Genomic DNA, 25,238 nt, shown 5'->3' with positions numbered 1-25,238 from the left:
TCTGTGCCGCGAACTGTCCGCTTCGAATGGCCGACCATATGCCGGATACGCTCTTGAAGATTGCTTTGGCCTCTTTGAACCAGCCGATGATTTTTCCAATTGAAATGCCGTCCTTCGCACCCTGGAATATGATCCACAATTCCCTAGCGCGCTAAATACTTAAGTGGGAGAATAAAAGAGCACTCCAGAAATGGGGCGTCGTGGGATTAGGTGGCACCAAGTCCCTCGTAGCCACCTCTCAGAGGTGCGGAGCCCAGTGCGGTTACACCGAGCTCAGCGGCCGTATGGCGAACCACTTAGAGGACCTCAATAATGAGCCTCAAGAGGGCCACGATAAGTCTTGAAACACTGGTGAGCGTTGGACTTTCGTGGCCTTCAGCTTGCAATGGCAAGGCCTGAGGCACTTCTTCTGCTTCTTCATGGGTCATCACTCAAATCAATGGATCCTTTTCAGAACCACCAGTCGGGTACGCGAGCTGAACTTACCCGCGTTTGAAATTGAGCTGATTAGTTACCGGACCACCCCAACGACGTGCTGAATTAGTCTTCTACTAGCGCTCACTAGCTTAAGTAGTCTTAAGTGCCTCACGCTTGGTTGCAATCAACGGTGAACAATGCGCGCGCAACAGCGTCTTAGGCCGGCGGAAGGCGTTCAGAACTACTTAAGGTTGCTTAACGCATTTTCATGAATTGTAATGGTGATCACAGGAAGTATTGAGAACCACTTAATTCACCAATGGAGGTGCGCGTTGACTATTCAGTCGCAGTTGTCGCTTCGGCCTTCGCGCGTCTCCGCTGCCGCCGTCGCTCGTACCGCTGGCGTTTCTGCTGCCACGGTCAGTTACATCATGAATGGACGGCCCGGTGCTTCTGCAGAAACGCGAAGGCACGTACTGAAGGTGGCCGGTGAATTGGGCTACCGCCCACACAACACCGGCGAAGGCCACGATCCGTTGCTTACCAGGGTTGTCGGGTTGGTTCTGCCCAACATCGTGAACCAGATGTATACGTACTGGTCTCAGCACATCATCAATGCGACCACGGCTGCGGGCTTTGATGTCTTTGTTGCAACAACTGGTGATGATCCGGAAGCGCTTGCGCAAGTTGCAGAGACACTGGCCGCTCGAAACGTGGACGGCGTGATCATTGCGGCGGCAATACGGGAAGACTCTCGCTCGTTGAGAACTTTTCGCCAGAAAAGGATTCCATACGTTTGCCTGTCCCGCAGTTCTGAGCATCTACCCGGCGATTTTGTCGGCATAGATGATGACAGTGCTGCGGAGGAGCTGATGACTCACGTGCTAGATCATGGCTACACCGAAGTAGCTACGATCATTGGTCCGCGAACTTCGACCGCTTCGCAAACCCGCGAGCACGCCTTCGTTAGAGTCGCTGGTTCTCGGGGAGTCCGAATAACGGGGGAGCGCCGAATTAGCACCAAACTTAGTTCGGAAGGCGGGCAGGTCGCCGCGAAACGATTATTCGATTCAGGCAACCCGCCACGCGCTATCGTTTGCGGCTCAGATGAAATTGCCCTGGGCGTCATGGAACATGCGCTTTCTCGCGGATTGAAAATACCGCAGGACGTCGCTGTTGTGGGCTCGGATGGGCTTAAGCGAAGCCGATCAAAACTCATCGGACTGACAACGATTGTTCAACCAGTTCAAGAGATGGCGGAAAAGTCCTTCGAGCTCCTGTTGGAGCAGATCGTCGAACCTCGAAAGACCTATAAACAAATCATTTGTGGTCACGGCCTGCACATTGGCGTGACTTGTGGCTGTACCAGCGAATAGCATCCGCCAGCCAGATCCATTCATCGCGTCAAATTCATTGAATAGGCCCACGGGCCATTAATTGTCATGCTCTCATGCAGAAGGAATGTCTCATGCAGACTACAAAATCCACTTCGAACATGCGCTCACCAGAGGTGCTCAACAAGGTAATTTTCCGGCGCATCATGCCGTTGCTCATCGCCGCGTATGTCATCGCATTCATCGATCGAACCAACATTGGTATGGCTAAAGATCGCATGGAAATTGACCTTGGAATATCCGCTACCGCCTATGGAATCGGTGCCGGTCTGTTCTTCCTGACCTACGCACTTTCCGAGATCCCTTCAAACCTGATCATGCATAAGGTCGGCGCCCGTTTTTGGATCATGAGAATCATGATCACCTGGGGCATACTCTCCGCATGCATGTCGCTTGTCCAAGGCGAATGGACCTTCTACATCTTGCGCATGCTACTTGGCATCGCTGAGGCAGGACTTTTCCCGGGCGTCATTTACTTCATCACCCAGTGGTTCATGGTCAAGGACCGTGCTCGCGCTAATGGGCTGTTCTTGCTTGGCGTGGCACTTGCAAATGTTATCGGTGCTCCGCTGGGCGGGCTGCTGCTGACTCTAGATGGCCTTGGCGGTCTGCACGGTTGGCAGTGGATGTTTATTATCGAGGGAATCCCTGCTTGCTTCTTGGCTATCGCGGTCTGGAAACTTCTTCCAAACAAACCAACCGAGGCAAAATTCCTGAGCAGGGCTGAGGCCGAAGATCTTGAAGCCCGTATTGCGGCTGAAGAGACCGCAGGCGCGAAGGCAGCCGGTAATTCCAAACTGATTCACGTACTCAAGGACAAACAGATCCTCCTAGTCGTAGCGATCTACTTTGCCCATCAAATCGCGGTCTATGCCTTGAGCTTCTTCCTGCCTTCAATCATTGGCACCTACGGCGAACTATCTTCTATTCAGATCGGTCTGCTGACTGCCATCCCTTGGTTCTTCTCAGCAATCGGCGCACTACTGATACCTCGTCTAGCAACCAATGGATCACGCTCACGAGCCATAGCCGGTGCAAGCATGGTCGGCATCGTTGCAGGTTTCACCCTCGGTGCACTAGGTGGTCCTGTTCTGGGATTGATCGGATTCTCCCTGGCAGCGTTCAACTTCTTTGCACTTCAGCCGATCCTCTTCACGTACCCCGCTACGCGACTGACTGGTGCGGCTCTTGCGGGAGGCATTGCGTTTGTGAACACCATCGGTCTCTTCGGCGGATTCCTCGGCCCTTACGTCATGGGACTCCTAGAGGAAATCACAGGCAACAAGATGTCCGGGCTGTGGTTCATTGTCGCCATGTGCGTCATGGGAGCGTTGCTGACTTTGAAATTACGCAGAGGCACAGAAGACCCTTCCGCAGCCAACGGTTCCGGCCACTAAAACGACAATTTTCAGGAGCAACGGAATTATGAGTAATTCAAGCAACAAATTAGACCTTGATGGTTTACGAGTCCTTGTCACCGCAGGCGCCGCCGGCATCGGTCTGGCAATTGCGACAGAATTCAAGAACCTCGGCGCAACCGTCTTCGTTACGGACATTAGCGCCGATGCGGTTCGCGCCGCTCAAGCTTCTGGATTTGAAGCTGCCGTGAGCGACGTATCGGACGAGAAACAAGTCCGCAGTTTGGCCACGCAGGTAAAGGAATCCCTCGGCGGACTTGATGTCTTAGTTAATAACGCCGGAATTGCCGGACCGACTGGTCCCATCGAGACGATTGACTCTCAAGGATGGACAAGCACTTTTGATGTGAATGTCCACGGACAGTTCTTCTGCATCAAGCACTTGCTGACGCTTCTACGAGAATCTGACCGAGCATCGATTATTAACCTGTCGTCTGCCGCAGGCCGTCTCGGTATGGCCGGACGCAGCCCATACTCCGCTTCAAAATGGGCTGTTATCGGCTTGACCAAAACACTGGCGATCGAGCTTGGGGCAGAAGGAATTCGCGTGAACGCTATTTGTCCAGGCGCGGTCAACGGTCCACGGATTCAGTCCGTGATCGAGGCCAAGGCAACGATGCTGCAACGCCCTGTCGACGAAGTCTCCAATCTTTACCACGCACAGTCTTCACTGAACGAGCTGGTCGAAGCATCAGACATTGCAAACATGGCGGTGTTCCTTGCTAGCCCCATGGCACTACGCATCAACGGCCAGGCCATGGCTGTAGACGGAAACACCGAGAAGCTTTACTAGAAAGGGACATCGTGAAAAACAAACGCAAAGTAATCATCACCAGTGCTGTAACCGGGGCAATCCATACTCCCTCGATGTCCGAGCATCTGCCCGTCACCGCAGATGAAATTGCTGAGGCCGCTATTGGCGCGGCAAAGGCCGGTGCTGCAATAGTTCATATGCATGCGCGAGACCCGAAGGACGGGCGTCCATCCCAAGACCCCAAGCACTTCGAACCCATCTTAGAAAAACTGAAAAACGGCACTGACGCGGTCATCAATATTACGACTGGCGGATCTCCACATATGAGCGTTGAAGAACGCATGATTCCAGTGGCGACCTTTGAGCCGGAGCTTGCTTCACTCAATATGGGATCAATGAATTTTGGGCTCTTCCCGATGCTCGATCGGTTCAAAGAATTTGAGCATGAATGGGAACGTGAAGCCCTAGAAAAGTCACGCGATCTTGTCTTCAAGAATACTTTCGCTGACATTGAGAAGATCCTCGAAATTGGCAATGCCAACGACACGAGGTTTGAGTTCGAATGTTACGACATTTCCCACTTGAATAACCTGAGCCACTTCCACCAACGTGGATTGGCACGCGGGCCACTGTTTGTACAGTCAGTCTTTGGCCTGTTGGGCGGAATTGGCGGACACCCAGAGGACCTGATGCATATGCGTCGTACCGCGGACCGGCTCTTGGGCGATAACTACGAATGGTCGATTCTCGGTGCTGGCAAGAACCAGATGCCTCTGGCAACCATTGGTGCAGCTATGGGGTCTCACGTACGTGTTGGTCTCGAAGACTCTTTGTGGATCGGTCCGGGTCAGCTTGCCGCATCTAATGCTGAGCAAGTTACCCGAATCCGCACGATTCTCGAAGCTTTGAACTTTGAAGTTGCCAGCCCGGATGAAGCGCGCGAGATGCTTTCGTTGAAGGGCCGGGACAAGGTCGGTTTCTAGACACACACATCTCGGCAAAAAATGATGGAAGTCCGCGAAGATCACGGACTTCCATCTTTCTTAGCTCCGAAAGCCTGGTAAAAAGTAGCCAAATCGGTTCCGACCGCCGCGCAAATTGGCGAGGGCTGGTAGGTTTCATTTCTTCAGTTGGAAGGCTTGCTTGCCTTCTGATTCCAATAACCTTTAGAAACAGCAAGCCAAATTGCCGCGCCAAGTACGCACCCTAAAGAGTTAGCCACGACATCAGTAAGTGTGGCGAAGCGGTTGGGGAGGAACAGTAGCTGGCCTAGTTCTATCAAGCCGGAGACAACGAACCCTGCGAGGGCTGCCGTCCAGAACCGGCGAAGTCCTACGCCTAGAAAGTTGCCCAGCGGAACGAAGAAGATTACGTTGGCTGAAAATTCGACGAACTCGTAGTTCACAAAAGCTGGAGCGCCGTGAGCATGCAACCAGTGCAAGGTCTGTGTTAGTTCTGGTCCTGCGGATGAATCGACGGGGACAGGCCAAAACGCGATCACCATCATTGCGAGCAAGTACAGCAATGGCAAAGCCCAGCGTCGGAGCATATGGCGACTAAGCAAAGTTCTCAGTGGGCTCCTTGACGCTGTTCATGAATTCGGGTGTTAATGCACTACCCAAGATACTCGAAGATCAGTTTTTGGCTCCGCTGCCCGAGGTGATGAATCGACTGTTACTTAGCATCCACCATGCGGTTCAGGCGTTCTGAGAACAGCATCCCCATAGCCGCTAGCAGTAGAAGGAAGAGCGGGAAAAGCCACAGTCCCACCCAGGAGGACAAGACACCGAAGAGCGGTGGCATCAGTGTCGAACCGAGGTAGGCCGCCGCCATTTGGATTCCAATGATGGCGTGTGAATTATGGCGCCCGAAATTTGCCGGTGTGGAGTGGATGATGGCGGGGTAAATCGGTGCAGATCCCAGACCAGCGATGGCTAGCCCGGCTAAAGCAACTCCATTGGCTTCCAGCGGGATGAGCAGCATAAGACCACCGAGTCCCACCATGATGAAGCCACCACGAATCAGGTTGCGGTCTCCGATTCGATCAGCAAAGAATCCAGCAAGGAAGCGTCCACCAGTGATGCCCAAAAGGAAGAACGACGCAAAGGCGGCAGCCGTTGCCGGGGCCACACCGCGGTCGCCTGCAAGGTAAGTCGTAGCCCAGAGAATCGAAGTGTTTTCCAACGCGCAGTAAGCAAAGAATGCCGCAAGGACCAGGAGGACGCCCGGAATTTTCAAAACCTGCGACAGCGGAATGTGAGAGGATCCGGCCTGAGGCGCTTCACTGCTCTCGGCACTATCTTCCACCTCAGCGCGGCTGCGCATTTTCGGGGTCATGGTGTTCACCTTGCCCCAGAGGGGGAGCGTGAGCACCAGAACAATAGTGAGCACGACTTGAATAAGCGCAACAACCTTGTAAGCCCCAGACCATCCCATCCCTGAGGTCAGCGCATGACTCATGATCAACGGGCTAATCGAGGCTCCCACACCCCAAAAGCTATGGAGCCAGTTCATGTGCCGTGCCGCGTAGTGCAGGGCAATGTAATTGTTCAGGGCTGCATCCACTGCTCCTGCGCCCAATCCATACGGGATGGCCCACAGACACAACATCCAAAACGAGTCAGAGAACGTAAAGCCGAATAACGCCGTTGCGGTCATTCCAACGCTGATCGCCGTTACAACTCCGGCACCAAACTTACGGGTAAGTCGTTCCGAGGCAAGGCTAGAAAAGATGGTTCCCACGGCAATGACCATGGTGAGAATACCAGCGAAGGATTGCGGGACATCAAGTTCTCTATGCATCACTGGCCAACCGGCGCCCACCAGAGAGTCGGGAAGCCCGAGGCTGATGAAGGCGATGTAGATAATAGCCAAAAGGATTGAATACATAAGGTGTTGATATCTTTCGCTGTGCCCGCGGGATGAACGCATCGCCACTGACAGGACGACCACTCAAAGTATATGTACGAGTGTACTCAAATGTCGTGTATATTCACTGCCATGGATCAGAGTTATTTTGAATCAGACTCCCGTAGTGACCGTGAGCGCATGCTTGCCGGAGACCTCTATATCGCGGATGACCCTGAAAACGAACGCCTTCATCGACGTGGTGTCCAGCTTGCTGATGCGTACCGTCGCGCTGATCTCGCCGCAGATCCACTTGCTCGCGAGATCCTCGTAGACCTCGTTGGCACCTTGGGCGAAGGCGCCCACGTGAACTCGCCGTTATTTGTGGACTACGGCGAGAACATACACATCGGTGCCCGAACCTTTATCAACTACAACCTCACCGCGTTGGACGTCGCCACCATCACCATCGGTGAAGACTGCCAGATTGGGCCCAACGTTCAACTGCTGACGCCCACCCATCCGATTGACCCGCAACCTCGACGCGACAAGCTCGAAGCAGCCCAGCCAATTAGCCTTGGTGACAATGTCTGGCTAGGAGGCGGAGTGATCGTGTGCCCAGGAGTGAGTATCGGAGAAAACTCGGTGATCGGTGCTGGAGCGGTAGTCACCAAGGACATCCCGGCCAACGTAGTGGCCGTGGGTAATCCTGCACGCGTGATCCGAAGCATTGGATAATTTGATGTCCTCCCGACACTCTTCCGCCGGTTCACGCTTAGGTCGGCGCAATGATCCTGAACGCCGTGAAAAGATCATTGACGCATGCCAGAAAGTCATTGTGGAATCCGGGGTCACCGGAACGTCACACCGAAAAGTTGCGACTCAAGCCGGTGTGCCATTGGGTGCCATGACCTACTACTTTGATGGCATGCAGGATTTGCTGCACAGCACATTTTCCCGATTTGCCACCAGCATTAGTGACGATTTTGAACGTCATATGGCAACGGCAACCGATAAGGAATCGGCGTGTGAAAGGGTCTTCGAAAGAATTCTGCAAGCTAGTAGTGGCGATGATGATGAGCTGATCTTGTCTCATGAGCTCTACACCTTGGCCACCCGCGATGCTTCGTTCCGTTCGATTACTACGCAATGGATGCAGCGCAGCCGTGTGGCTCTGGAGCTTCACTTTGACCCGCTGACAGCTCGCTTGCTTGACGCGATGATTGAGGGCCTAACCATTCACCGAGCCCTGGATTCCGAAGCACGGGAGCCGAGCGAAATCAAAACTGCCATTGCTCGCATCACGAAAGATTCGCGCAAGGGTTCACTTAGTACTTAGTAATCAATCTCAAGTGCTGCTGAAGAAGTAGTTGTCCAAGTCCTTTGGTTCTGCACCAGCAAAAGATCTTGCACGCGTAGAATTATGGGCAGACAGCACCAATCGGCGTGGGATCTCACTGACTGTGCGCGACCGCGAATAAAGGACATTACTTTGGGCCAGCCAGCCAATCTGAAGAAGCAAGCACGCGAACGAATGGAACGTACGGGGGAGAGCTACACCACCGCGCGTAAGAACATTCTTACCGGTAAGCCAGAGAGCCCAAAGGCGGCTCGTGCAGCGCAGGCTCGTGACTACGCCAAAGAAGCTCGCGATGCCAAAGCTGGAATTAAGCCCAAGGCACCAAAGCCCGCTGCGGCTCCAGCACCACAAGATGAGTTGCCTGAATACCCGGCACCAGAAGACGTCATTCAATACGATGCCGCACTGTGGCACCGAGTCCTCGTACAGGCTGGCGTCACCAACCCAGTTACCGAAGCGCCACTGAGCCAAGCACTGCTGGCAGGCCTGGCCGGTGGTATTGGCTTTATGGTCTTCACCTTCGAATACGAAGAGACCACCACCGCCACCTTAGTGACCCGCGCCCACCCAGAGCCATACACGCAGAACCTGCTGGCCCGTTGCGGTGCCAAGGTCACCGAACGCACCACCGGTTCAGCCGTGCGAGCTGTTGAATACATGGACGCTGCGCTGGATGCCGGTCGCACCGTAGCTGTACGTGTTGCTATCAACGCATTGCCTTGGATCGATGGCAATGAAGTGGATGAAGCCGAGACCATTGATCTTGTTGTTGTCGGAGATCATGAAGATGATCTGCTGGTAGATGACGGTTCAGGCGTACTGAACGTCATCAGCCAAGAAGACCTAGCTTTCGCCCGCGCCAAGCGCAAAAAGGAAAAGCACTGGCAGGCTTGGGTACCTTCCTCGCGCTCGCCGAAGGCTGAAACCCTGGCAACCAACGCGCTGATTGCTATCGAAGAAACCACTTCTCGTCTTCTGGGAACCCGTGAACTTTCCGGCATTCCAGATCACTTCGCGAAGAACTTCGGCATCACCGGCATGCGTACCTTTGCTGCTCGTTTGCGCGATACCACCACCAAGACCGGCTGGAGCCGGATGTTTGCAGATCAGCAGCGTCTTGCTGGCGGCATGACCCAGCTGTCGGGCTTCCTGAGCGATACCCGTTTTGGTGGCGAAGGTGCCCTGCGTGGACTGTACGCAGACTTCCTTGATGAGGCCGCAGGTCTTCCGGGTCTTTCGGCTCTGGGGGAGCACAGTGCGGACTACCTGCAGCTGGCACAGCTGTGGGATGAGTTCGCTGAGCTTGTGGATCCAGAAGTCACCGTTGAAAACCGCAGTGCAATGTTCGCGCAGATGGCAGATGCCATGGAGCGTATCGCTGAGGTTGAAGAGCAGGCAGCAACTGCGCTGGCAGCTACCGCGAAGTCACTGGCTTCCCAAGCTTCATAGTCCAAAAGCTTTTTTGCTTCTAACCCTGCCTCACGGTGTATGAATACACCGTGAGGCAGGGTTTCTTGCTTGCCGTTGGATAGAAAACACGTCATGACCGCTCGCACTAAGACCATGAAAAGCAAGAATTCGGCCGAGAGTTGGTAACCTAGTTAGGTGAGTAACGAGATTGAGATCGGCCGCGGCAAGCGGGCGCATAAGGCATTTTCCCTGGACGACGTAGCGATCGTACCGAATCGCCGCACCCGTGATCCGAAGGACGTTTCGGTATCCTGGCAGATCGACGCTTTCCAGTTCGACACCCCAATTATGGGCGCACCTATGGACTCGGTAACTTCACCGGCCACCGCCATTGCCCTGGGCAAGCTCGGCGGCTTGGGTGTACTGAACCTTGAAGGTCTGTGGACCCGTTATGAAAACCCAGAATCTGTACTGGCAGAAATCACCGGTCTGAAGTCTGAATCCGCAACGCGCAATGATCCGAAGATCACGGCTAAGTTGCAGGAACTGTACTCGGCTCCGATTCAGCCAGAGCTAATCACCTCGCGCATCTCCGAGATCCGTGACTCCGGCGTAGTTGTCGCTGGCTCATTGACCCCACAGCGCACCCAAGAACACTACAAGACCGTAGTGGCTGCCGGCGTGGACATCTTTGTCATCCGTGGCACCACCGTTTCGGCCGAGCACGTCTCGAAGACCACCGAACCACTGAACCTCAAGCAGTTCATCTATGAACTCGACGTCCCAGTGATCGTTGGCGGAGCAGCTGGCTACACCCCAGCTATGCACCTGATGCGTACCGGCGCTGCTGGTGTTCTCGTGGGCTTTGGTGGCGGCGCGTCCTCCACCACCCGTCGCACCCTGGGCATTCACGCACCAATGGCTACCGCTATTGCTGATGTTGCTTCAGCTCGCCGTGACTACATCGAAGAGTCCGGTGGACGCTACGTACACGTTATTGCCGATGGTGGCATGGGTAACTCCGGTGACATCGTTAAGGCCATCGCTATGGGCGCCGACGCAGTCATGCTCGGCACCGCGTTGGCTCGTGCCGAAGAAGCACCAGGCGCCGGTTACCACTGGGGCATGGAAGCAGTGCACGAGGCCAGCCCACGTGGCGACCGTGCAAAGATCGGTACCGTAGGTTCCCTTGAAAAGGTCCTGTACGGTCCATCGCATGAAACCGATGGCACCTCCAACTTGGTTGGTGCGCTGCGTCGTTCGATGGCCACTACCGGCTACTCGACCTTGAAGGAATTCCAGCGCGTAGACGTGGTGCTTTCGCCATATGAGTCTGACCGCTACTAAGACACATCACTTGGGTTGCTTCGGCCGCCGAGGGAACAACTGAACAGCCACTACTTTGATCATTCTTGATCAATGTAGTGGCTGTTTTTTCGCAAATTGAACCCGCAGAACCAAACGGATGGGTGCAAGGGTCTATTTGTTCAACTCTGGCCTAGGTCGACAGGCTGTTTATTTGCTGACTGTGAGCAGTACTGAGGTACCTGCATTCTTCACTCAGGAGAGGAGAGCTCGCAGCAATGCATTCCATCGAACCCTTTTCTATTGTTCACGCAGTGGGCATTGTCATCCGCAAACACACAGATAGCGGGATTGCACTTTAGAAAATTCAGAGAAGTCCTCGATGTAACGGGTTATCTAGGCTGTGGGTGGTTGTCAGGTGAAGCCCAAATTTTCGAAACCGGATCTTGAGGTTCGGTATCAGCGACCTGCGCGATCAGGCCTCAAATCCTGACCGCAGAGCTGCTGTCCTCGTCGGCTCAATACACCGGCCAACCAATCCATGTACAGGGATCTTGATTCAAGGTCAGTGTTCTTGAAAGTACAGCTCTGGCGGGCATACTTCAAAAACGGATTCAATAACCTAAACCCGACCGGCGCGTTAATGCCTGCGTGAACCACACGGAGTGTTAATTTGTGGGTATGCCAAACCCCGAAGTCACCGACGCTGAACGCCGACTGCTCAAAGACTACAAGAACACTGCTCCCCACAAACTCGTGGTGAAGAAAGCAGAAGCAGTACTCCTGCTTTCTGCGGGTGTTGACCCGGTGATTGTTGCTGACTTCGTGGACCGTGAACCTTCCACGCTGGAGGACTGGGCCCGGGACTGGAGTAAGCAGCGTATGGCGTCTTTGTTTACAGGTCATGCAGGAAACCTGAACCGTAGTTTCGTCACTGAGGAGCAACGAGAGATTGTCGCTCAGGTCCTCTCCCAGCCGCCAGGTGACCAGTACTTGCCAGCACAGTTCTGGGATGTCCCGAAACTAGATCACTGGTTATTCACGACGTTCAACGTTGAATATGCGTCTGCGACTTCGTATCAGTTCTTGTTGCGCATGGCGGGGTTGTCTTTTCATAAGCCAGAGAAGTTTGACCGCAGACGAGGCGATGACAAGGCCATTGACCTGCGGATCAAAGAGATCCGTGAAGGACTCACGGTCCCGTTAGCTGACGAGGCCACGTTGGTCTTCGCTGCGGACGAGGTGCGTATTGATCAGGAAGCCGTTCTCCAGCGGGCTTGGTATGAGAAGGGCACGAAAACCGTGGTGAAGGTTGACCGGCAGAAGGCTTCGCAGTCGTTTATCGGGTTCTTGGATCAGAATACGGGCCAGTGTTTGACGTTGCGGTTGGATTGGCAGAACGCCACCACGATCCTTGAAGCTGTGCAAACGTTGGTGGGGTTGCATCCAGGGAAACGGATTGTGATTGTGTGGGATAACGCGACGTGGCATAAGAACCAGTTGCTACGTGCAGAGCTAGCTCAGGGCGAAACGTTGCAGGATGTTCATTTGATCAATTTTCCGCCGTACGCTCCAGATCATAATCCGATTGAGCATGTGTGGAATGATGCGAAGAACGAGATCAGTAATGTTCAACGTGATGACTTTGAGTCGACGGTGGCGGCGTTTGAAGCGCATATCCGGTCACGGTTGTTTGATTACAAGATTTGAGGTTCTGGCTGACCGTTTTTGATATATGAGAGCCATCTATCCATGAATTCAAATGTCAGTCTTTTCGAAGATAACATTTAAGGATAAAGTTTCTCCCTCGTTAGAAGTGTGAGATGCTTTCAAATAGTTGAACGATAACTTTTTTGGTTCATTGTATCGCTCTGAACCAATCGCGATACTAATTTCGCTCGCACTTTTCGCCTGGAATCTTCGTCAGGCATTCTTTGGGGGATCAATGTCGCAAATTGGAAATGAGTCTTCCATTAAAAGACTCAAGTCAACCGGCGCTTTTGCCATAGCAGTCGCACTGACCGCCTCGCTGTTCGCAGGCGCATCACCATCGCTGGCTGCTTCGGGGACTGCAGCCACGGGTGCTTCGGTAGCTGCCGTTGTATTTTCGGTTTCGGATACTTCGGCTCCGGTGTTGGTTACTTCTTCGGTTTCGCCGTTGAATCACAACTTGGCTGATGGACCTGCCGAGATCACTATCCGAGCTACTGTTACGGATGCGACGGAAGCTAATGCTCCGGTTGTGAGCGTTTCGCATGATTCCGGACAAAGCTATGGCTTTGGCGAAATGACCCTCGTGTCAGGTACCGCAAAGAACGGCGTTTGGGAACGTAAGGTTTCGATTCCTGAGGGTTCTGCACCTGGTGCTTGGGAAGTGTCGTTGTACCCATTGAATGATTCGTTGGGTAACAGAGGCAGCGGTTTTAGAACTTTGGGAACCGTGAACATCGAATCTTCGGTTTCGGATACTTCGGCTCCGGTGTTGGTTACTTCTTCGGTTTCGCCGTTGAATCACAACTTGGCTGATGGACCTGCCGAGATCACTATCCGAGCTACTGTTACGGATGCGACGGAAGCTAATGCTCCGGTTGTGAGCGTTTCGCATGATTCCGGACAAAGCTATGGCTTTGGCGAAATGACCCTCGTGTCAGGTACCGCAAAGAACGGCGTTTGGGAACGTAAGGTTTCGATTCCTGAGGGTTCTGCACCTGGTGCTTGGGAAGTGTCGTTGTACCCATTGAATGATTCGTTGGGTAACAGAGGCAGCGGTTTTAGAACTTTGGGAACCGTGAACATCGAATCTTCGGTTTCGGATACTTCGGCTCCGGTGTTGGTTACTTCTTCGGTTTCGCCGTTGAATCACAACTTGGCTGATGGACCTGCCGAGATCACTATCCGAGCTACTGTTACGGATGCGACGGAAGCTAATGCTCCGGTTGTGAGCGTTTCGCATGATTCCGGACAAAGCTATGGCTTTGGCGAAATGACCCTCGTGTCAGGTACCGCAAAGAACGGCGTTTGGGAACGTAAGGTTTCGATTCCTGAGGGTTCTGCACCTGGTGCTTGGGAAGTGTCGTTGTACCCATTGAATGATTCGTTGGGTAACAGAGGCAGCGGTTTTAGAACTTTGGGAACTGTGAATTTGTCCGATCAGGTGGAACCGAAGGACCTAGTTGCCCCTGTTCCGACGATTTCTGGTACTGCTGCGGTGGGTTCGAGTTTGTCTGCGAATGCCGGTGCATGGACCCCTTCGGGCGTATCACTGAAGTATCAGTGGAACCGTAATGGTGAGTCGATTCAGGGTGCGACTGGTGTTTCGTATCAGTTGGTTTCTGCTGATGCTGGTCAGAAGATTTCGGTGACGGTCACTGGTTCCAAGTCCGGTTTTGAGTCGGTTTCGAAGACGAGTGATTCGAAGTCGGTGGCGTTGCAGAGTTTGTCGTCGACTCCTGTTCCGAAGATTTCTGGTACTGCTGCGGTGGGTTCGAGTTTGTCTGCGAATGCCGGTGCATGGACCCCTTCGGGCGTATCACTGAAGTATCAGTGGAACCGTAATGGTGAGTCGATTCAGGGTGCGACTGGTGTTTCGTATCAGTTGGTTTCTGCTGATGCTGGTCAGAAGATTTCGGTGACGGTCACTGGTTCCAAGTCCGGTTTTGAGTCGGTTTCGAAGACGAGTGATTCGAAGTCGGTGGCGTTGCAGAGTTTGTCGTCGACTCCTGTTCCGACGATTTCCGGAACTGGGAACGTCGGTAAGACTTTGAAGGTTTCTGCTGGTAAGTGGTCGCCTTCGGGCGTATCGCTGAAGTATCAGTGGAAGCGTAACGGCGATTCGATCAAGGGCGCAACGAAGTCAACTTACAAGCTGGCTAAGTCTGATGCCGGGCGGAAGATTTCGGTGACGGTCACCGGTTCGAAGTCGGGTTATAAGTCGGTTTCGAAGACGAGTGATTCGAAGTCGGTGGCGTTGCAGAGTTTGTCGTCGACTCCAGTTCCGAAGATTTCCGGAACTGGGAACGTCGGTAAGACTTTGAAGGTTTCTGCTGGTAAGTGGTCGCCTTCGGGCGTATCGCTGAAGTATCAGTGGAAGCGTAACGGCGATTCGATCAAGGGCGCAACGAAGTCAACTTACAAGCTGGCTAAGTCTGATGCCGGGCGGAAGATTTCGGTGACGGTCACCGGTTCGAAGTCGGGTTATAAGTCGGTTTCGAAGACGAGTGATTCGAAGTCGGTGGCGTTGCAGAGTTTGTCGTCGACTCCAGTTCCGAAGATTTCCGGAACTGGGAACGTCGGTAAGACTTTGAAGGTTTCTGCTGGTAAGTGGTCGCCTTCGGGCGTATCGCTGAAGTATCAGTGGAAGCATAACGGCGATTCGATCAAGGGCGCAACGAAGTCAACTTACAAGCTGGCTAAGTCTGATGCCGGGCGGAAGATTTCGGTGACGGTCACCGGTTCGAAGTCGGGTTATAAGTCGGTTTCGAAAACGAGTACATCGAAGAAAATCAAGAAGTAGGCGAACACCAAAGATAGATAGCAGCGATTCACCAAGCGCCTGCTAGACATGTGGAGGCCCGTTCAGTGTCTGACCAATTCAGACATTGAACGGGCCTTCTGTGCATGTGTAAGAGTCGTGCACGAATTGAGCGCATTGAGCTTGGAATTCGTTCACTTTTCTATCGACTTTTTCATCGAGCTTTATGGGCTGAGGCTGGCAAATCAGCATCTTGCGAATCAGCGGGAAGTCGTAGTTTGCCCCAAAATAATTACTTGCTCTTTCGTTTTTGAGCTTGTCTCAGAGCGACTATTGCCCAGACGGCTGCGAGCACGATGAAAGCAAGGCCTCGCCATTGACCGTCGGTTGTCAACTGCCAGATGCCGATAAGCAAAAGAAGCGCGGACACTCCCCAAGCGATGACTGGTGAAACAAGAGTCTTGTTCATCCAATGCCCTCCTCGCCACAGCTCCAGAGAGCTACGAAACCATCTAATACGGTAATCCTAGAGGACCGTCAACCACGACTCTGGATTTGGTCACTTCAAATCCGCTCGCGCTTTCTTGCGATCACGAGTTTACTGCGCCGCGGTGAGCATGAAGTCCGAACATTTGGATTCGGTTACTTGACTCGTTGCGCCTCAACTGGCTTGTGAAGCAGTGTCCAGTTGTGCGCCGCATGCCTGGCCCGAAAACGTTAACTGTTGCCAGCGCGGAGCTTAGTTCGAGGTACGCTCACGTATTTCTGAGCGTTGGATCCCTTGACACAATTGAATCCACAGCTGGTCAATATGGAAGCTCGAATTCCAAGAATGGAGACATGCAGGTCTGGGAAGGCACCTTCTAAATAATTGCTAGGCGTCAGCGCCAGCCACGACAGCTTTGTGCTGCATGTTCCTTAACGAACGACGTGCCTGATTCGTTCCAATGAACGAAAACTACGGTTTCTGGGCGAATCTCACCCCCACTTATTTCGAGTTCTACGGCAAATAGAAGTACGGTTAAGGGGTGTTTAAAACCGCTCTGAAACTCAAGTGGATCGGCGCCCTCATTGCTGCGCTGGCCATCGCTACCGGATTTGTTGCCCTCTCGGGGTGGCAGTTCGGCTCCTCAGAGAGCGAACCGCTGGTCAAGGTTGATAAGACCGAGAAACCAGTAGAACTGACAAAGCATACGGATATCGGAACCGAGCTGCTTGGCACCAAAGCCGACCAGATCGTAAAATTCACCGGCGAATTTGTTCCCGGCACAGACCAGCTCATTGATGGCCGCATTGAAGACGGCAAAAAGGGCGTCTGGGTCATCACCGAGTTCAAGGTTGATGGCGCTAAACAAGACGCCGGCATCGCAGTGGTGCGCGGCTGGCAACCAGAGGCAACCACACCGTCAGCGGCACCTAAGGGCGAACTGGAAGTCACCGGTCGACTCCTGCCTAACGAAGGTCCAGAGAACGAGCATGACCTACGCAGCAAGACCCTGCCGTCCATCACCTCAGCGCAGTTAGCCAACACCTGGGATTCGGTGCTGTATAACGGTTTCATCTCCGGGCACAAGATCACCACGGTTAAAGGCGACAGCGTTGAACAGCCAGGCATCGACATGATCTATGTTGGTCCGCAGCCGCAGGAAGCCCAGGTTAACTGGCTGAACGTCTTCTACGGAATTGAATGGGTTGTCTTTGCAGGCTTCGCCATCTTCCTCTGGTACCGCATGGTTCGTGATGACTACCAGCGCGACTTGGACGAAATTGCTGAACGCGCGGCGGACGCACGTGACAACGGCACCAGCAGCAACTAAACAAACACAAACTTTTTTCTGATTCGGAAGGAATCATCAGCCATGTCCAGCACCACCCCAGCACCGAAGCCCCGGAAGTTCGGCGGCACACCAGCGCAGATTCGTAGCGCCGCCAAGTTCTATAAGGTCTTCGCCTACATCACCGGTGTGATGCTATTGCTGCTCGTGGTTGAGATGATCTTCAAATACTTCTGGTCTCTGGAACTCTTTGTTGGTGGCAGCTTGGCTGATGGCACCGCCAACTCGGTGGGTCTGTTCAACCGAGCAGAAGTCACCGGGGGAGTGAACCTGTCCTTGGGCATCTTGATTGCTCACGGTTGGATGTACGTGGTTTACCTCTTTGCTGACTTCCGCCTCTGGTCGCTGATGCGCTGGCCATTTATGCGCTTCATTACCATCGCACTGGGCGGCGTAGTTCCGTTCCTGTCCTTCATCACCGAGGCCAAGGTACACGCTGAAGTGGATCGTGAACTGGCAGCTCATCCAAAAGCTGCTAAGCGGTACTAAAACCGAGCTAAATTTTTTATCAACGGGCGAACCAGATCATCTGGTTCGCCCGTTGTTTTATTGTGGGTTTTATTGTGTGACGCCCTAGGTGACGCTGATGACAGTGCTCGTGCTGTTTCGCACGCGGTGAACCGCGTAGACTGTAACGGTGACTACTGCTCCCCTCAATCCAGAACATAAGCCGGTTCTGGTCGTCGACTACGGGGCCCAATACGCGCAGCTTATCGCTCGCCGCGTACGTGAGGCCCGTGTGTACTCGGAGATCGTTCCGCACACCCTTTCTACTGAAGCCATTTTGGCCAAGAACCCTGCAGCGATCATCCTTTCCGGTGGTCCCTCCAGCGTTTACGCCGATGGTGCCCCCTCTGTAGGGGCCGACCTGTTTGAAGCCGGCGTACCGGTCTTGGGCATTTGCTATGGCTTCCAGGCCATGGCCAACGCTCTGGGCGGAACCGTGGCGGAAACCGGCCTGCGTGAGTACGGCCGTACCCCCACCAACTTTGAGGGCGAAGCACGCTCTATCCTGGCAGGCGCCGCACAGGCCCCTACCGTATGGATGAGCCACGGTGACGCTGTCTCGGTAGCTCCAGAAGGCTTCGAAGTACTGGCCACCACCGCCGGTGCACCAGTTGCCGCTTTCGCCAACGAGGCCAAGCGCCTCTACGGTGTGCAGTGGCACCCAGAAGTTAAGCACTGCGAGTTCGGCCAAGATGTACTGGAAAACTTCCTGTACAACGGTGCCGGCCTGGCAGGGGACTGGACCGCGGATAACATCGCTGAAGAGCAGATCGAGCGCATCCGTGCTCAGGTCGGCACCGGCAAGGCCATCTGTGGTCTGTCCGGCGGCGTAGACTCCGCAGTTGCCGCAGCCCTGGTACAGCGTGCCATTGGTGACCAGCTCACCTGTGTATTCGTCAACCACGGTCTGTTGCGCGAAGGCGAAGCCGAGCAGGTGGAGAAGGACTTTGTTGCTTCCACCGGCGCCAAGCTGTACATCGCTGATGAGCGCGAACGCTTCTTGACCGCTTTGGAAGGTGTCTCTGATCCAGAGACCAAGCGCAAGATCATCGGCCGCGAATTCATCCGTGCCTTCGAAGCAGCTGAAGCAGCGATCATCGCTGAAGCAGCTTCCGAAGGTGAGCCGGTGAAGTTCCTGGTTCAGGGCACCCTGTACCCGGACATCGTGGAATCCGGTGGCGGCGAAGGTACCTCCAACATCAAGAGCCACCACAACGTGGGCGGCTTGCCAGAGGACCTGCAGTTTGAACTCGTTGAACCACTGCGCACCCTGTTCAAGGATGAAGTACGCGCCGTGGGCCGCGAGCTCGGCTTGCCAGAGGAAATTGTTGGCCGTCAGCCATTCCCTGGCCCAGGCTTGGGTATCCGCATCATTGGTTCGGTGAATGAAGAACGCCTGTCCATCCTGCGCAAGGCCGACGCGATTGCTCGCGCCGAACTGACCGCTGCAGGCTTGGACAACGAAGTATGGCAGATGCCAGTAGTACTGCTTGCCGATGTTCGCTCGGTAGGCGTACAGGGCGATCACCGTACCTACGGTCACCCAATCGTGCTGCGTCCGGTGTCCTCTGAAGATGCCATGACCGCCGACTGGTCGCACCTGCCTTATGATCTGCTCTCGAAGATCTCCAACCGCATCACCAATGAGGTCGATGGGGTTAACCGAGTGGTGCTGGACGTCACGTCCAAGCCACCTGGAACCATCGAGTGGGAGTAAGCCACTAACGAATGCCCTCGTATTCCGCTATTAGGCGAGAATACGAGGGCATTTTCGTATACGTCGTTGTGCAGCTAAGGCTTCGTGAAATGAAATTAGGTCGATGATCTCATGGCCATTGAATGGCGAAGGTGATATTTCTTGACCCATGTTTGGTTGCGACTGAGTCTTGGGATCTATGCTGTCTGACCCTTGTTCTATGCTTGAGTTATGTACAGGAAAATTTCAGCTTTTACCCTAATTTCACTCAGCCTCGTTATATCGGGATGTAGTTCTAACGCACGCGAAGAGACGACGCCACTACCGAGTTCGACATCTGCGCCGGCACCAGCCACCGAGGATCCCGAGTTGGTTCGTAATGCGAGGGGAAATCTAACTCGCAGCGTTGGAGAGAGTTTCACTTTCAGAACGGCCGACAGTAAGGTCGCCGCTACGGTTCGAATTGATGACATTATGGCGAACCCTAAATGTAATAGCGAATTCCCTGAGAAGCCGAAAGGCGGCGAGCTCGTAGCGTTGACGTTCACAGTAACTACAGAACCTGAACTGGCTGAATTAGGGGACGTCGGCTTTGACGGCGGATGGTGGAAGTTCATCACCAAGAAGGGCATTACTTACAATGGCGATCTCGATACGATTGCCGCATACAGTTGCCCTGATGACAAAGATCGAATAACTTCAGTAGGGCCGAGTGAGAAAGCTCAGGGTTCCGTTGTTCTTGAAGTGCCCGATACTGAGGGTGTGCTCATTTACGGCCTGGGGGACGGCATTGAATTTGATCTCGGCAAGGAGCTCAAAAACAAATAAACGATTCAATGGCCGGCGGCTCGATTTCAATATTTCAGCGGAAGCCACGAATCTCGGAGCATCTAGCGATCCAATTGGGCAACTTCGAAGGTCCTCTGCTTTCTAGCTACTGAAACTGGTCCGGTGTCTGTCCGAAGATGGGCTGTAATCCCGCCTGACGAATCCCCGCAAGTGGCGGGTTTGAATCTGCCGGTCAGCACAGACCGAGTCGGGCTAGCTTACGCGCCTAGAACGAATGGTTTTGCTTCTGTTGCCAATTTGTTGATGCTTAAGTCGTGCGTCAATCGGAACGTCTTGGTTCGCGGTCAGAACGTTCCGCTTCACGTAGTTAAAACGTGTTTCGCACCCCTGATCTGGGCGCTGGGTGCACTACGTTAGAAAGAGGCGTATTTGCACCGTAGTGCGCCCGAAAATGGTCGGTTCAGTGAAGGGAATGACTGTCGTGGCTAGTGGACAGAATGCTACCTCCGAGCGGGTAGCAACCTGGGTAAAATCCCTAGGACAAAGTGCTGGTGCGGATACCACCTTGCGGTTTGCTCCGTCGACGTCCAACAGCATCGATATCACCCACGCCAACCCCTCGGGGCTGGCGCAATTTCTTGCCGGACGGCGCACACGACTGTCCACCCTGCTGCATGATGCAGAACAGTACGCCACCGCGCGCCGTACCGCGCGCGCTCTGGCAGCTAAGATCAATGAGCTCTGGGAAGAGCGCGGCATCGATGTCGGCTACCTGGCCGCCGGTGTTGCCAACTGGCGCGCAGTCCATGACGGCAAGAGCGAGCCAGTATCCGCGCCGATTATGCTCGGCCGAATCACGCTGACCAAACACGTAGACGCTGATGACTATGACCTGCAGCTGGTTGGTCGCGCCACCGTTTCCCCTGCCTTTGTCCGTCAGTTTGAAGCTGACCACGAAGCCCGGGTAGATATCGACGCCGTTGATGCTGCTGCGTACTCCATCGCTCGTTTTGATCCAGCTCGTGGCATGGATGCACTGCGCCAGCAGATGTCTGAGGTTCCTGGCGTTGTTGTAGGCCACCGCCTGTTGCTCTCCACCTTCTCTGAACTGATGGACCCAGCTGATCCAGCAAAGCTTTCGGGCTCACACCCGGTCATCGAAGCACTGATCCGTTATGACGAATCCGAAAAGCAAGCTAAGAGCGCGTCGGATAACAAGACAGCTGAAGCTCTAGCCAAACTTGTTGCTGCCAAGCCAAACGTTGCTGGCACCATCAACAAGTCTGACACCGACAAGACTGCTGGCGACGGTGCTGCCGCTTCCACGCCAGCTACTGCTGACGAGTCCAAGACTGAAGAAGCTGGCACCGGCGAAAAGTCCGGCTCCCGCTTTGGTCGAGTGCGCAATATCCTCAAGGACAGCACCCGCTCACGCAAGCAGCCAAGCTCAACCGAGGAAACCTCGGCCCGCAAGGTGCACACCGGCCACACCACGCTGGCCAAGTCTTCAGATGATCGTGATCCAGAAGATGAGTTGTACCTGCTGGACGCTGATGAGTCCCAAGCAAAAATGCTTGACTACATTTCCGCCGGAGAATCGGTAGCAATTAACGCTGCAGCCGGTACCGGTGCCACCCAGACCGCACTGAACGCTGCCGCACTGTTGGCAGCTCAGGGCAAGCGCGTTCTGGTTGTTGCCGAACAGCGCTCCGCCGCCGAAGAATTTGTTCAGCTGTTCAATCAGAAGCTGGATGCCGGAAGCCTTTTGCTGGAACCTAATGAGGATCCAGATTCCCTGCGTACCTTGCTGACCAAGGCTATTTTGCGCAATGAACAGGCAACCGAACCGCAGCTAGGCACGATGTTCAAGCGTCTGCGCGACTCCCGCCACACCTTGCACGAACACGTGAAGTCGTTGCACTCGGTGCGTAGCCGTTGGGGTTGCTCGCCATACCAGGCGATGCAGGAGCTGGCTCGACTAGCTGCCCTAGAACCTGCGCCGTCCACTACGGTGCGCCTGAAGCGTTCGGTGCTTGATTCCATGGGCCAGCGCGGTCACGTTGCTGCACAGCTTAAGCGTGCGGCACAGTTGGGTGCCTACTCCAAGGAACACACCACCAGCCCATGGCATGGTGCTCCTCTGCGCAACTCTGAAGCCACCGAGCAGGCGTTGTCCTTGGCCAGCGGCTTGGGCCGCGACCTACCGATCCTTCATGAGCACATGGAGAAGATTGCTCAGCAGTCACAGATCCGTCTGGAAGACAGCTACGACAAGTGGGGTGACCAGCTGCAGTTGCTGGTGGCCGTACGTGGTTCGCTGGATAAGTTTGAATCAGACATCTTTGAAGGCGACATTGATGACTTGATCGCGGCTACCGCGACCAGCTCATGGCGTCGTGAGCACGGCGTGGAAATGGGCTCCATTGTCCGTTCCCGTCTGCGCAAGATTGCCAAGGAATACGTTCGTCCAGGCATGCACATCGCTGATCTGCAGTCCGCCTTGCAGGCAGTGTCTGTTCAGCGTGATGCATGGCGCGCCATCGCCACCAGCCAGCGCAACCCACAGGTCCCAGGCGGCCTGTTGGATGTTGAAGCTGGCTACCACGACGCTGGTGCACGCATCGATAAGCTCGCGACCATGCTGCCTTCCTCTGTCGGATCGCGTCTGCGCGAAATGCCGATAGCCGAGTTGCTGGACCTTATTGCAGCGCTGGTTGACCGCCGCGAAGACTTGGGTGAACTGCCAGAGCGCACATTGATCTCCGAACAGCTCACCGAAGCTGGTCTGGGTGATCTGCTGGATGACTTCGCAGAACGTGAAATCGACACTGACGCCGTGGACAGCGAACTGGAACTTGCCTGGTGGCAGTCCGTGCTGGACGCCATGATTTCCGGGGATGACTTCCTGGCCATGAATGATGGCTCCAAGCTGGAAAAGATCGAGGCAGATTACCGTCTGGCTGACGGTGCACATATTGCTTCCGGACCAGATCGTATTCGTTGGGCTCTGTCGCGTAACTGGAAGGCTGCCCTAGCTGACCACCGTGCCGGTTCCCGCGCACTGCGAAATATGCTCAAGGACGGAACCCCAACTATCGCTGGGCTGTTCCGACTGGGTGCACCTCTTGCTAGCTCGTTGACTCCGGTCATCGTTTCGGCTCCACTGCTGCTAGGTAGCGCACTGCCAGAAAACGCAGAATTTGATGCAGTCATCCTGCTCGAAGCCAACTACCTGTCCTTGCGTGAAGTACTTGACGCCGTTCGTCGTTCCGGTCAGGTCATTGCCATTGGTGATGAAATGCTCGGTGCCCCGAAGCGCTTTGAAGTTTCCGTGGATCCAACCGCACGCGTGGTTGAGCACAAGCAGGATGTCTCTGCACTCTCAGCATTGAACAAGGTTTTGGTTTCAGGCTCGTTGTCCACCGTTTACCGGGGGATTGACGAAGGTCTGGTGGAGCAGCTGTCCACGACGTACTACGACTCAACAATTTCACGTCTGCCAATGGCCGTGAACATCAGTGGTAATTCGCCACTGTTGCGTAGTGAGTATGTTCCGGACGCTACCGGCTCGCTGGTCAACAGCGAAGACGGTGTCCAGACCACGGCAGCTGAAGTGGCCCGCATTGTTGACTTGGTCTTTGAGCACTTCAAGAACCAGGGTGAAGAATCCTTGGCTGTTATTGCTTCAAACCGAAGCCATGCAGCAGCTATCGCTGAAGCAATTCGTGTGCAGCTACCAAACCACAAGTACGCAATGGATTACTTGCGTTCAAAGCAGGAACCATTCGTGGTGACCACCATGGATCGTTTGATCGGCTTGCGCCGTGACGCGGTGATCTTCGCTTGGGGTTACGGCCGTACCACCCACGGTAAGATCCTGCACGAATTTGGTGCACTTTCACGTGAAGGTGGGGAGCAGCTCTTTGTTGCTGCGATGACTCGTTCGCGCAGCCGCATGACCTTGGTTTCCAGCTTGCTGTCCAACGACGTTGACCTGAACCGCGTGTACCGCGGCGCTCGTCAGTTCTTTGAACTGTTCGGTCGGGTACAGGCCGGGGACTCGGGCGTGAGCGCCATGCGTAACCCACGCTTTGATCCTCTGGTTTCTGACTTGGCTCGTCGTTTGCGTGAACGCGGTGCGATTGTTGCCGAGGACTACCGCGGTGTCCTTGACCTTTCAGCTCACGTTTTTGACGCTGCAGAAAGCGGCATCCGTCCGCTGGCTGTGGTCTATGACGGCACGGAGCACTACGCGGAACTCACTGTTCGTGAGCGTAGCCGCTTGCGCCCAGAATTCTTCGAGAAGCACGGTTGGCGTTATGTCCCACTGTGGACCATCGACGTCTTCACCGACCCAGGATCAGTCACCGAACGTCTGGCTACCTACCTGCAGCTCAAGGCTCCTACTACTCCCGCAGTAGCCAAGGAATCTAGCTCGCGCAGTTCACTGACTGCCGCTCGTCCGGTCTCTGCCCGTGAGGTCACCACCGACGAAGCGCCAAAGGAAAAGAGCGGGCTGCTTAAGTCCGCTAAGTCCAAGTTGGAACCGAAGCCTGAAGCTAAGGCCGAGGCCAAGAGCGAAGACAAGAGTGAGAACAAGGCACAGGAAACTGATGCTAAGTCGCCAGCGGAGCAGGTGGCACCAGAAGCCGAGCCAACCACTCCGGCACCGGTTCCAGCCAGCGAGACTGCCGAACAGGTGGAGTCCAAGAAGTAATGACTTCTGAGCAAGAACCAACGCGCGGTCGCCGTAAGCGACCGCGCGTTGTCGCACCACCACAACATCTTGAACAGCGTGTTCAGCTCACCGGAAGTTACACACCGGTGCCGCGCTCAGCGTCCGTTGACCGTGCTCTAGCTACGGGTCCATCCGCTGACGGAACTTCCTCGCCAGCAACTTCGAATCGGTCCAAGCGCACCACCGATCCATTGGCAGATCTAGTTGCCAAAGATCAGGACCCGCGTAGCTGGGGAGATTCCAAAGAAGATCTTGCTGAACTCATGAAGCGCGAAAAGCCACCACACTGGGGCTAAA

Annotated in this window: 20 protein-coding genes; 16 read left to right on the top strand and 4 right to left on the bottom strand. The window is 54.5% G+C overall.

The features are described 5' to 3' along the window. Window positions 1–296 precede the first annotated feature (296 nt). Window positions 297–431 (bottom strand): hypothetical protein, encoded by a 135-nt coding sequence (locus AC1Z3F_RS08530; protein ID WP_483565543.1) that lies wholly within the window; start codon window positions 429–431, stop codon window positions 297–299. A 318-nt stretch (window positions 432–749) separates the two neighbouring features. On the opposite strand from AC1Z3F_RS08530, the gene AC1Z3F_RS08525 reads away from it, so the two are divergent. The 4 genes from AC1Z3F_RS08525 (at window position 750) to kce (ending at window position 4,966) form a co-directional block, all read left to right on the top strand. Continuing rightward, the gene (locus tag AC1Z3F_RS08525; RefSeq protein WP_242632465.1) at window positions 750–1,793 is read left to right on the top strand and encodes a LacI family DNA-binding transcriptional regulator; all 1,044 of its coding nucleotides are present in this window, start codon (window positions 750–752) and stop codon (window positions 1,791–1,793) included. 92 nt (window positions 1,794–1,885) lie between these two features. After that, the gene (locus AC1Z3F_RS08520) at window positions 1,886–3,208 is read left to right on the top strand and encodes an MFS transporter (RefSeq protein WP_242632464.1); all 1,323 of its coding nucleotides are present in this window, start codon (window positions 1,886–1,888) and stop codon (window positions 3,206–3,208) included. A gap of 28 nt (window positions 3,209–3,236) precedes the next feature. Then, window positions 3,237–4,022, top strand: a complete 786-nt coding sequence (locus tag AC1Z3F_RS08515) for an SDR family oxidoreductase (protein WP_483565542.1) — start codon at window positions 3,237–3,239, stop codon at window positions 4,020–4,022. Window positions 4,023–4,033: 11 nt separating this feature from the next. Then, on the top strand, window positions 4,034–4,966 hold the full coding sequence (kce, locus tag AC1Z3F_RS08510) for a 3,5-dioxohexanoate:acetyl-CoA acetone transferase (protein WP_262199657.1): 933 nt from the start codon (window positions 4,034–4,036) through the stop codon (window positions 4,964–4,966). Between the two features lie 143 nt (window positions 4,967–5,109). Here kce and AC1Z3F_RS08505 read toward each other — a convergent pair whose 3' ends face one another. After that, window positions 5,110–5,547: a VanZ family protein gene (locus AC1Z3F_RS08505; RefSeq protein ID WP_483565541.1), complete on the bottom strand. Its 438-nt coding sequence runs from the start codon at window positions 5,545–5,547 to the stop codon at window positions 5,110–5,112. 110 nt (window positions 5,548–5,657) lie between these two features. After that, window positions 5,658–6,872 carry an MFS transporter gene (locus tag AC1Z3F_RS08500; RefSeq protein WP_483565540.1) on the bottom strand — a complete coding sequence of 405 codons (1,215 nt, stop codon included), beginning with the start codon at window positions 6,870–6,872 and terminating at the stop codon, window positions 5,658–5,660. 111 nt (window positions 6,873–6,983) lie between these two features. On the opposite strand from AC1Z3F_RS08500, the gene AC1Z3F_RS08495 reads away from it, so the two are divergent. The 6 genes from AC1Z3F_RS08495 (at window position 6,984) to AC1Z3F_RS08470 (ending at window position 15,418) form a co-directional block, all read left to right on the top strand. Beyond that, window positions 6,984–7,568 carry a sugar O-acetyltransferase gene (locus AC1Z3F_RS08495; protein WP_483565539.1) on the top strand — a complete coding sequence of 195 codons (585 nt, stop codon included), beginning with the start codon at window positions 6,984–6,986 and terminating at the stop codon, window positions 7,566–7,568. A 4-nt stretch (window positions 7,569–7,572) separates the two neighbouring features. Further along, the gene (locus AC1Z3F_RS08490) at window positions 7,573–8,169 is read left to right on the top strand and encodes a TetR/AcrR family transcriptional regulator (RefSeq protein WP_483565538.1); all 597 of its coding nucleotides are present in this window, start codon (window positions 7,573–7,575) and stop codon (window positions 8,167–8,169) included. Between the two features lie 153 nt (window positions 8,170–8,322). Further along, window positions 8,323–9,639, top strand: a complete 1,317-nt coding sequence (locus AC1Z3F_RS08485; protein ID WP_483565537.1) for a BtrH N-terminal domain-containing protein — start codon at window positions 8,323–8,325, stop codon at window positions 9,637–9,639. A gap of 156 nt (window positions 9,640–9,795) precedes the next feature. Then, the gene (locus AC1Z3F_RS08480; RefSeq protein ID WP_444613882.1) at window positions 9,796–10,947 is read left to right on the top strand and encodes a GuaB3 family IMP dehydrogenase-related protein; all 1,152 of its coding nucleotides are present in this window, start codon (window positions 9,796–9,798) and stop codon (window positions 10,945–10,947) included. Window positions 10,948–11,580: 633 nt separating this feature from the next. Further along, window positions 11,581–12,615 carry an IS630 family transposase gene (locus AC1Z3F_RS08475; RefSeq protein WP_483565536.1) on the top strand — a complete coding sequence of 345 codons (1,035 nt, stop codon included), beginning with the start codon at window positions 11,581–11,583 and terminating at the stop codon, window positions 12,613–12,615. A gap of 235 nt (window positions 12,616–12,850) precedes the next feature. Next, the gene (locus AC1Z3F_RS08470) at window positions 12,851–15,418 is read left to right on the top strand and encodes a hypothetical protein (RefSeq protein ID WP_483565535.1); all 2,568 of its coding nucleotides are present in this window, start codon (window positions 12,851–12,853) and stop codon (window positions 15,416–15,418) included. A 250-nt stretch (window positions 15,419–15,668) separates the two neighbouring features. Here AC1Z3F_RS08470 and AC1Z3F_RS08465 read toward each other — a convergent pair whose 3' ends face one another. Next, window positions 15,669–15,845 (bottom strand): hypothetical protein, encoded by a 177-nt coding sequence (locus tag AC1Z3F_RS08465; protein WP_483565534.1) that lies wholly within the window; start codon window positions 15,843–15,845, stop codon window positions 15,669–15,671. A 559-nt stretch (window positions 15,846–16,404) separates the two neighbouring features. Between AC1Z3F_RS08465 and AC1Z3F_RS08460 the strand changes: the two genes are divergently transcribed. The 6 genes from AC1Z3F_RS08460 to AC1Z3F_RS08435 all read left to right on the top strand — a co-directional run bounded on the left by AC1Z3F_RS08460 (window position 16,405) and on the right by AC1Z3F_RS08435 (window position 25,237). Next, on the top strand, window positions 16,405–17,193 hold the full coding sequence (locus AC1Z3F_RS08460; RefSeq protein WP_483565533.1) for an SURF1 family cytochrome oxidase biogenesis protein: 789 nt from the start codon (window positions 16,405–16,407) through the stop codon (window positions 17,191–17,193). A 42-nt stretch (window positions 17,194–17,235) separates the two neighbouring features. Further along, the gene (locus AC1Z3F_RS08455; RefSeq protein ID WP_483565532.1) at window positions 17,236–17,700 is read left to right on the top strand and encodes a DUF3817 domain-containing protein; all 465 of its coding nucleotides are present in this window, start codon (window positions 17,236–17,238) and stop codon (window positions 17,698–17,700) included. Between the two features lie 148 nt (window positions 17,701–17,848). Further along, complete coding sequence (gene guaA / locus AC1Z3F_RS08450; protein WP_131088706.1) at window positions 17,849–19,435, top strand: glutamine-hydrolyzing GMP synthase; 1,587 nt, start codon at window positions 17,849–17,851, stop codon at window positions 19,433–19,435. 453 nt (window positions 19,436–19,888) lie between these two features. Further along, a complete protein-coding gene (locus tag AC1Z3F_RS08445) occupies window positions 19,889–20,242 on the top strand; it encodes a hypothetical protein (RefSeq protein WP_483565531.1) in 354 nt (117 codons plus the stop codon). A gap of 433 nt (window positions 20,243–20,675) precedes the next feature. Beyond that, window positions 20,676–24,920, top strand: coding sequence for a DUF4011 domain-containing protein (locus AC1Z3F_RS08440; protein ID WP_483566946.1), 4,245 nt, complete (start codon window positions 20,676–20,678; stop codon window positions 24,918–24,920). Continuing rightward, window positions 24,920–25,237 carry a hypothetical protein gene (locus tag AC1Z3F_RS08435; RefSeq protein ID WP_483565530.1) on the top strand — a complete coding sequence of 106 codons (318 nt, stop codon included), beginning with the start codon at window positions 24,920–24,922 and terminating at the stop codon, window positions 25,235–25,237. Before AC1Z3F_RS08440 ends, AC1Z3F_RS08435 begins: the two co-directional genes overlap by 1 nt. Window position 25,238: the final 1 nt, after the last annotated feature.

The sequence above is a fragment of the Glutamicibacter sp. MOO4 genome (genome assembly GCF_056934395.1).
The sequence above is the reverse complement of the archived record's forward strand: the minus strand, read 5'-3'. Positions and strand labels throughout refer to the sequence as shown.

Bases quoted from the DNA above. Each gene is read 5' to 3' on its own strand.
- AC1Z3F_RS08470 (WP_483565535.1), top strand. From the start codon at position 12,851: ATGTCGCAAATTGGAAATGAGTCTTCCATTAAAAGACTCAAGTCAACC.
- AC1Z3F_RS08435 (WP_483565530.1), top strand. From the start codon at position 24,920: ATGACTTCTGAGCAAGAACCAACGCGCGGTCGCCGTAAGCGACCGCGC.
- AC1Z3F_RS08440 (WP_483566946.1), top strand. From the start codon at position 20,676: ATGACTGTCGTGGCTAGTGGACAGAATGCTACCTCCGAGCGGGTAGCA.
- AC1Z3F_RS08520 (WP_242632464.1), top strand. From the start codon at position 1,886: ATGCAGACTACAAAATCCACTTCGAACATGCGCTCACCAGAGGTGCTC.
- AC1Z3F_RS08490 (WP_483565538.1), top strand. From the start codon at position 7,573: ATGTCCTCCCGACACTCTTCCGCCGGTTCACGCTTAGGTCGGCGCAAT.
- AC1Z3F_RS08515 (WP_483565542.1), top strand. From the start codon at position 3,237: ATGAGTAATTCAAGCAACAAATTAGACCTTGATGGTTTACGAGTCCTT.
- AC1Z3F_RS08455 (WP_483565532.1), top strand. From the start codon at position 17,236: ATGTCCAGCACCACCCCAGCACCGAAGCCCCGGAAGTTCGGCGGCACA.
- AC1Z3F_RS08465 (WP_483565534.1), bottom strand. From the start codon at position 15,845: ATGAACAAGACTCTTGTTTCACCAGTCATCGCTTGGGGAGTGTCCGCG.
- AC1Z3F_RS08500 (WP_483565540.1), bottom strand. From the start codon at position 6,872: ATGTATTCAATCCTTTTGGCTATTATCTACATCGCCTTCATCAGCCTC.
- AC1Z3F_RS08445 (WP_483565531.1), top strand. From the start codon at position 19,889: ATGGCGAACCCTAAATGTAATAGCGAATTCCCTGAGAAGCCGAAAGGC.
- AC1Z3F_RS08495 (WP_483565539.1), top strand. From the start codon at position 6,984: ATGGATCAGAGTTATTTTGAATCAGACTCCCGTAGTGACCGTGAGCGC.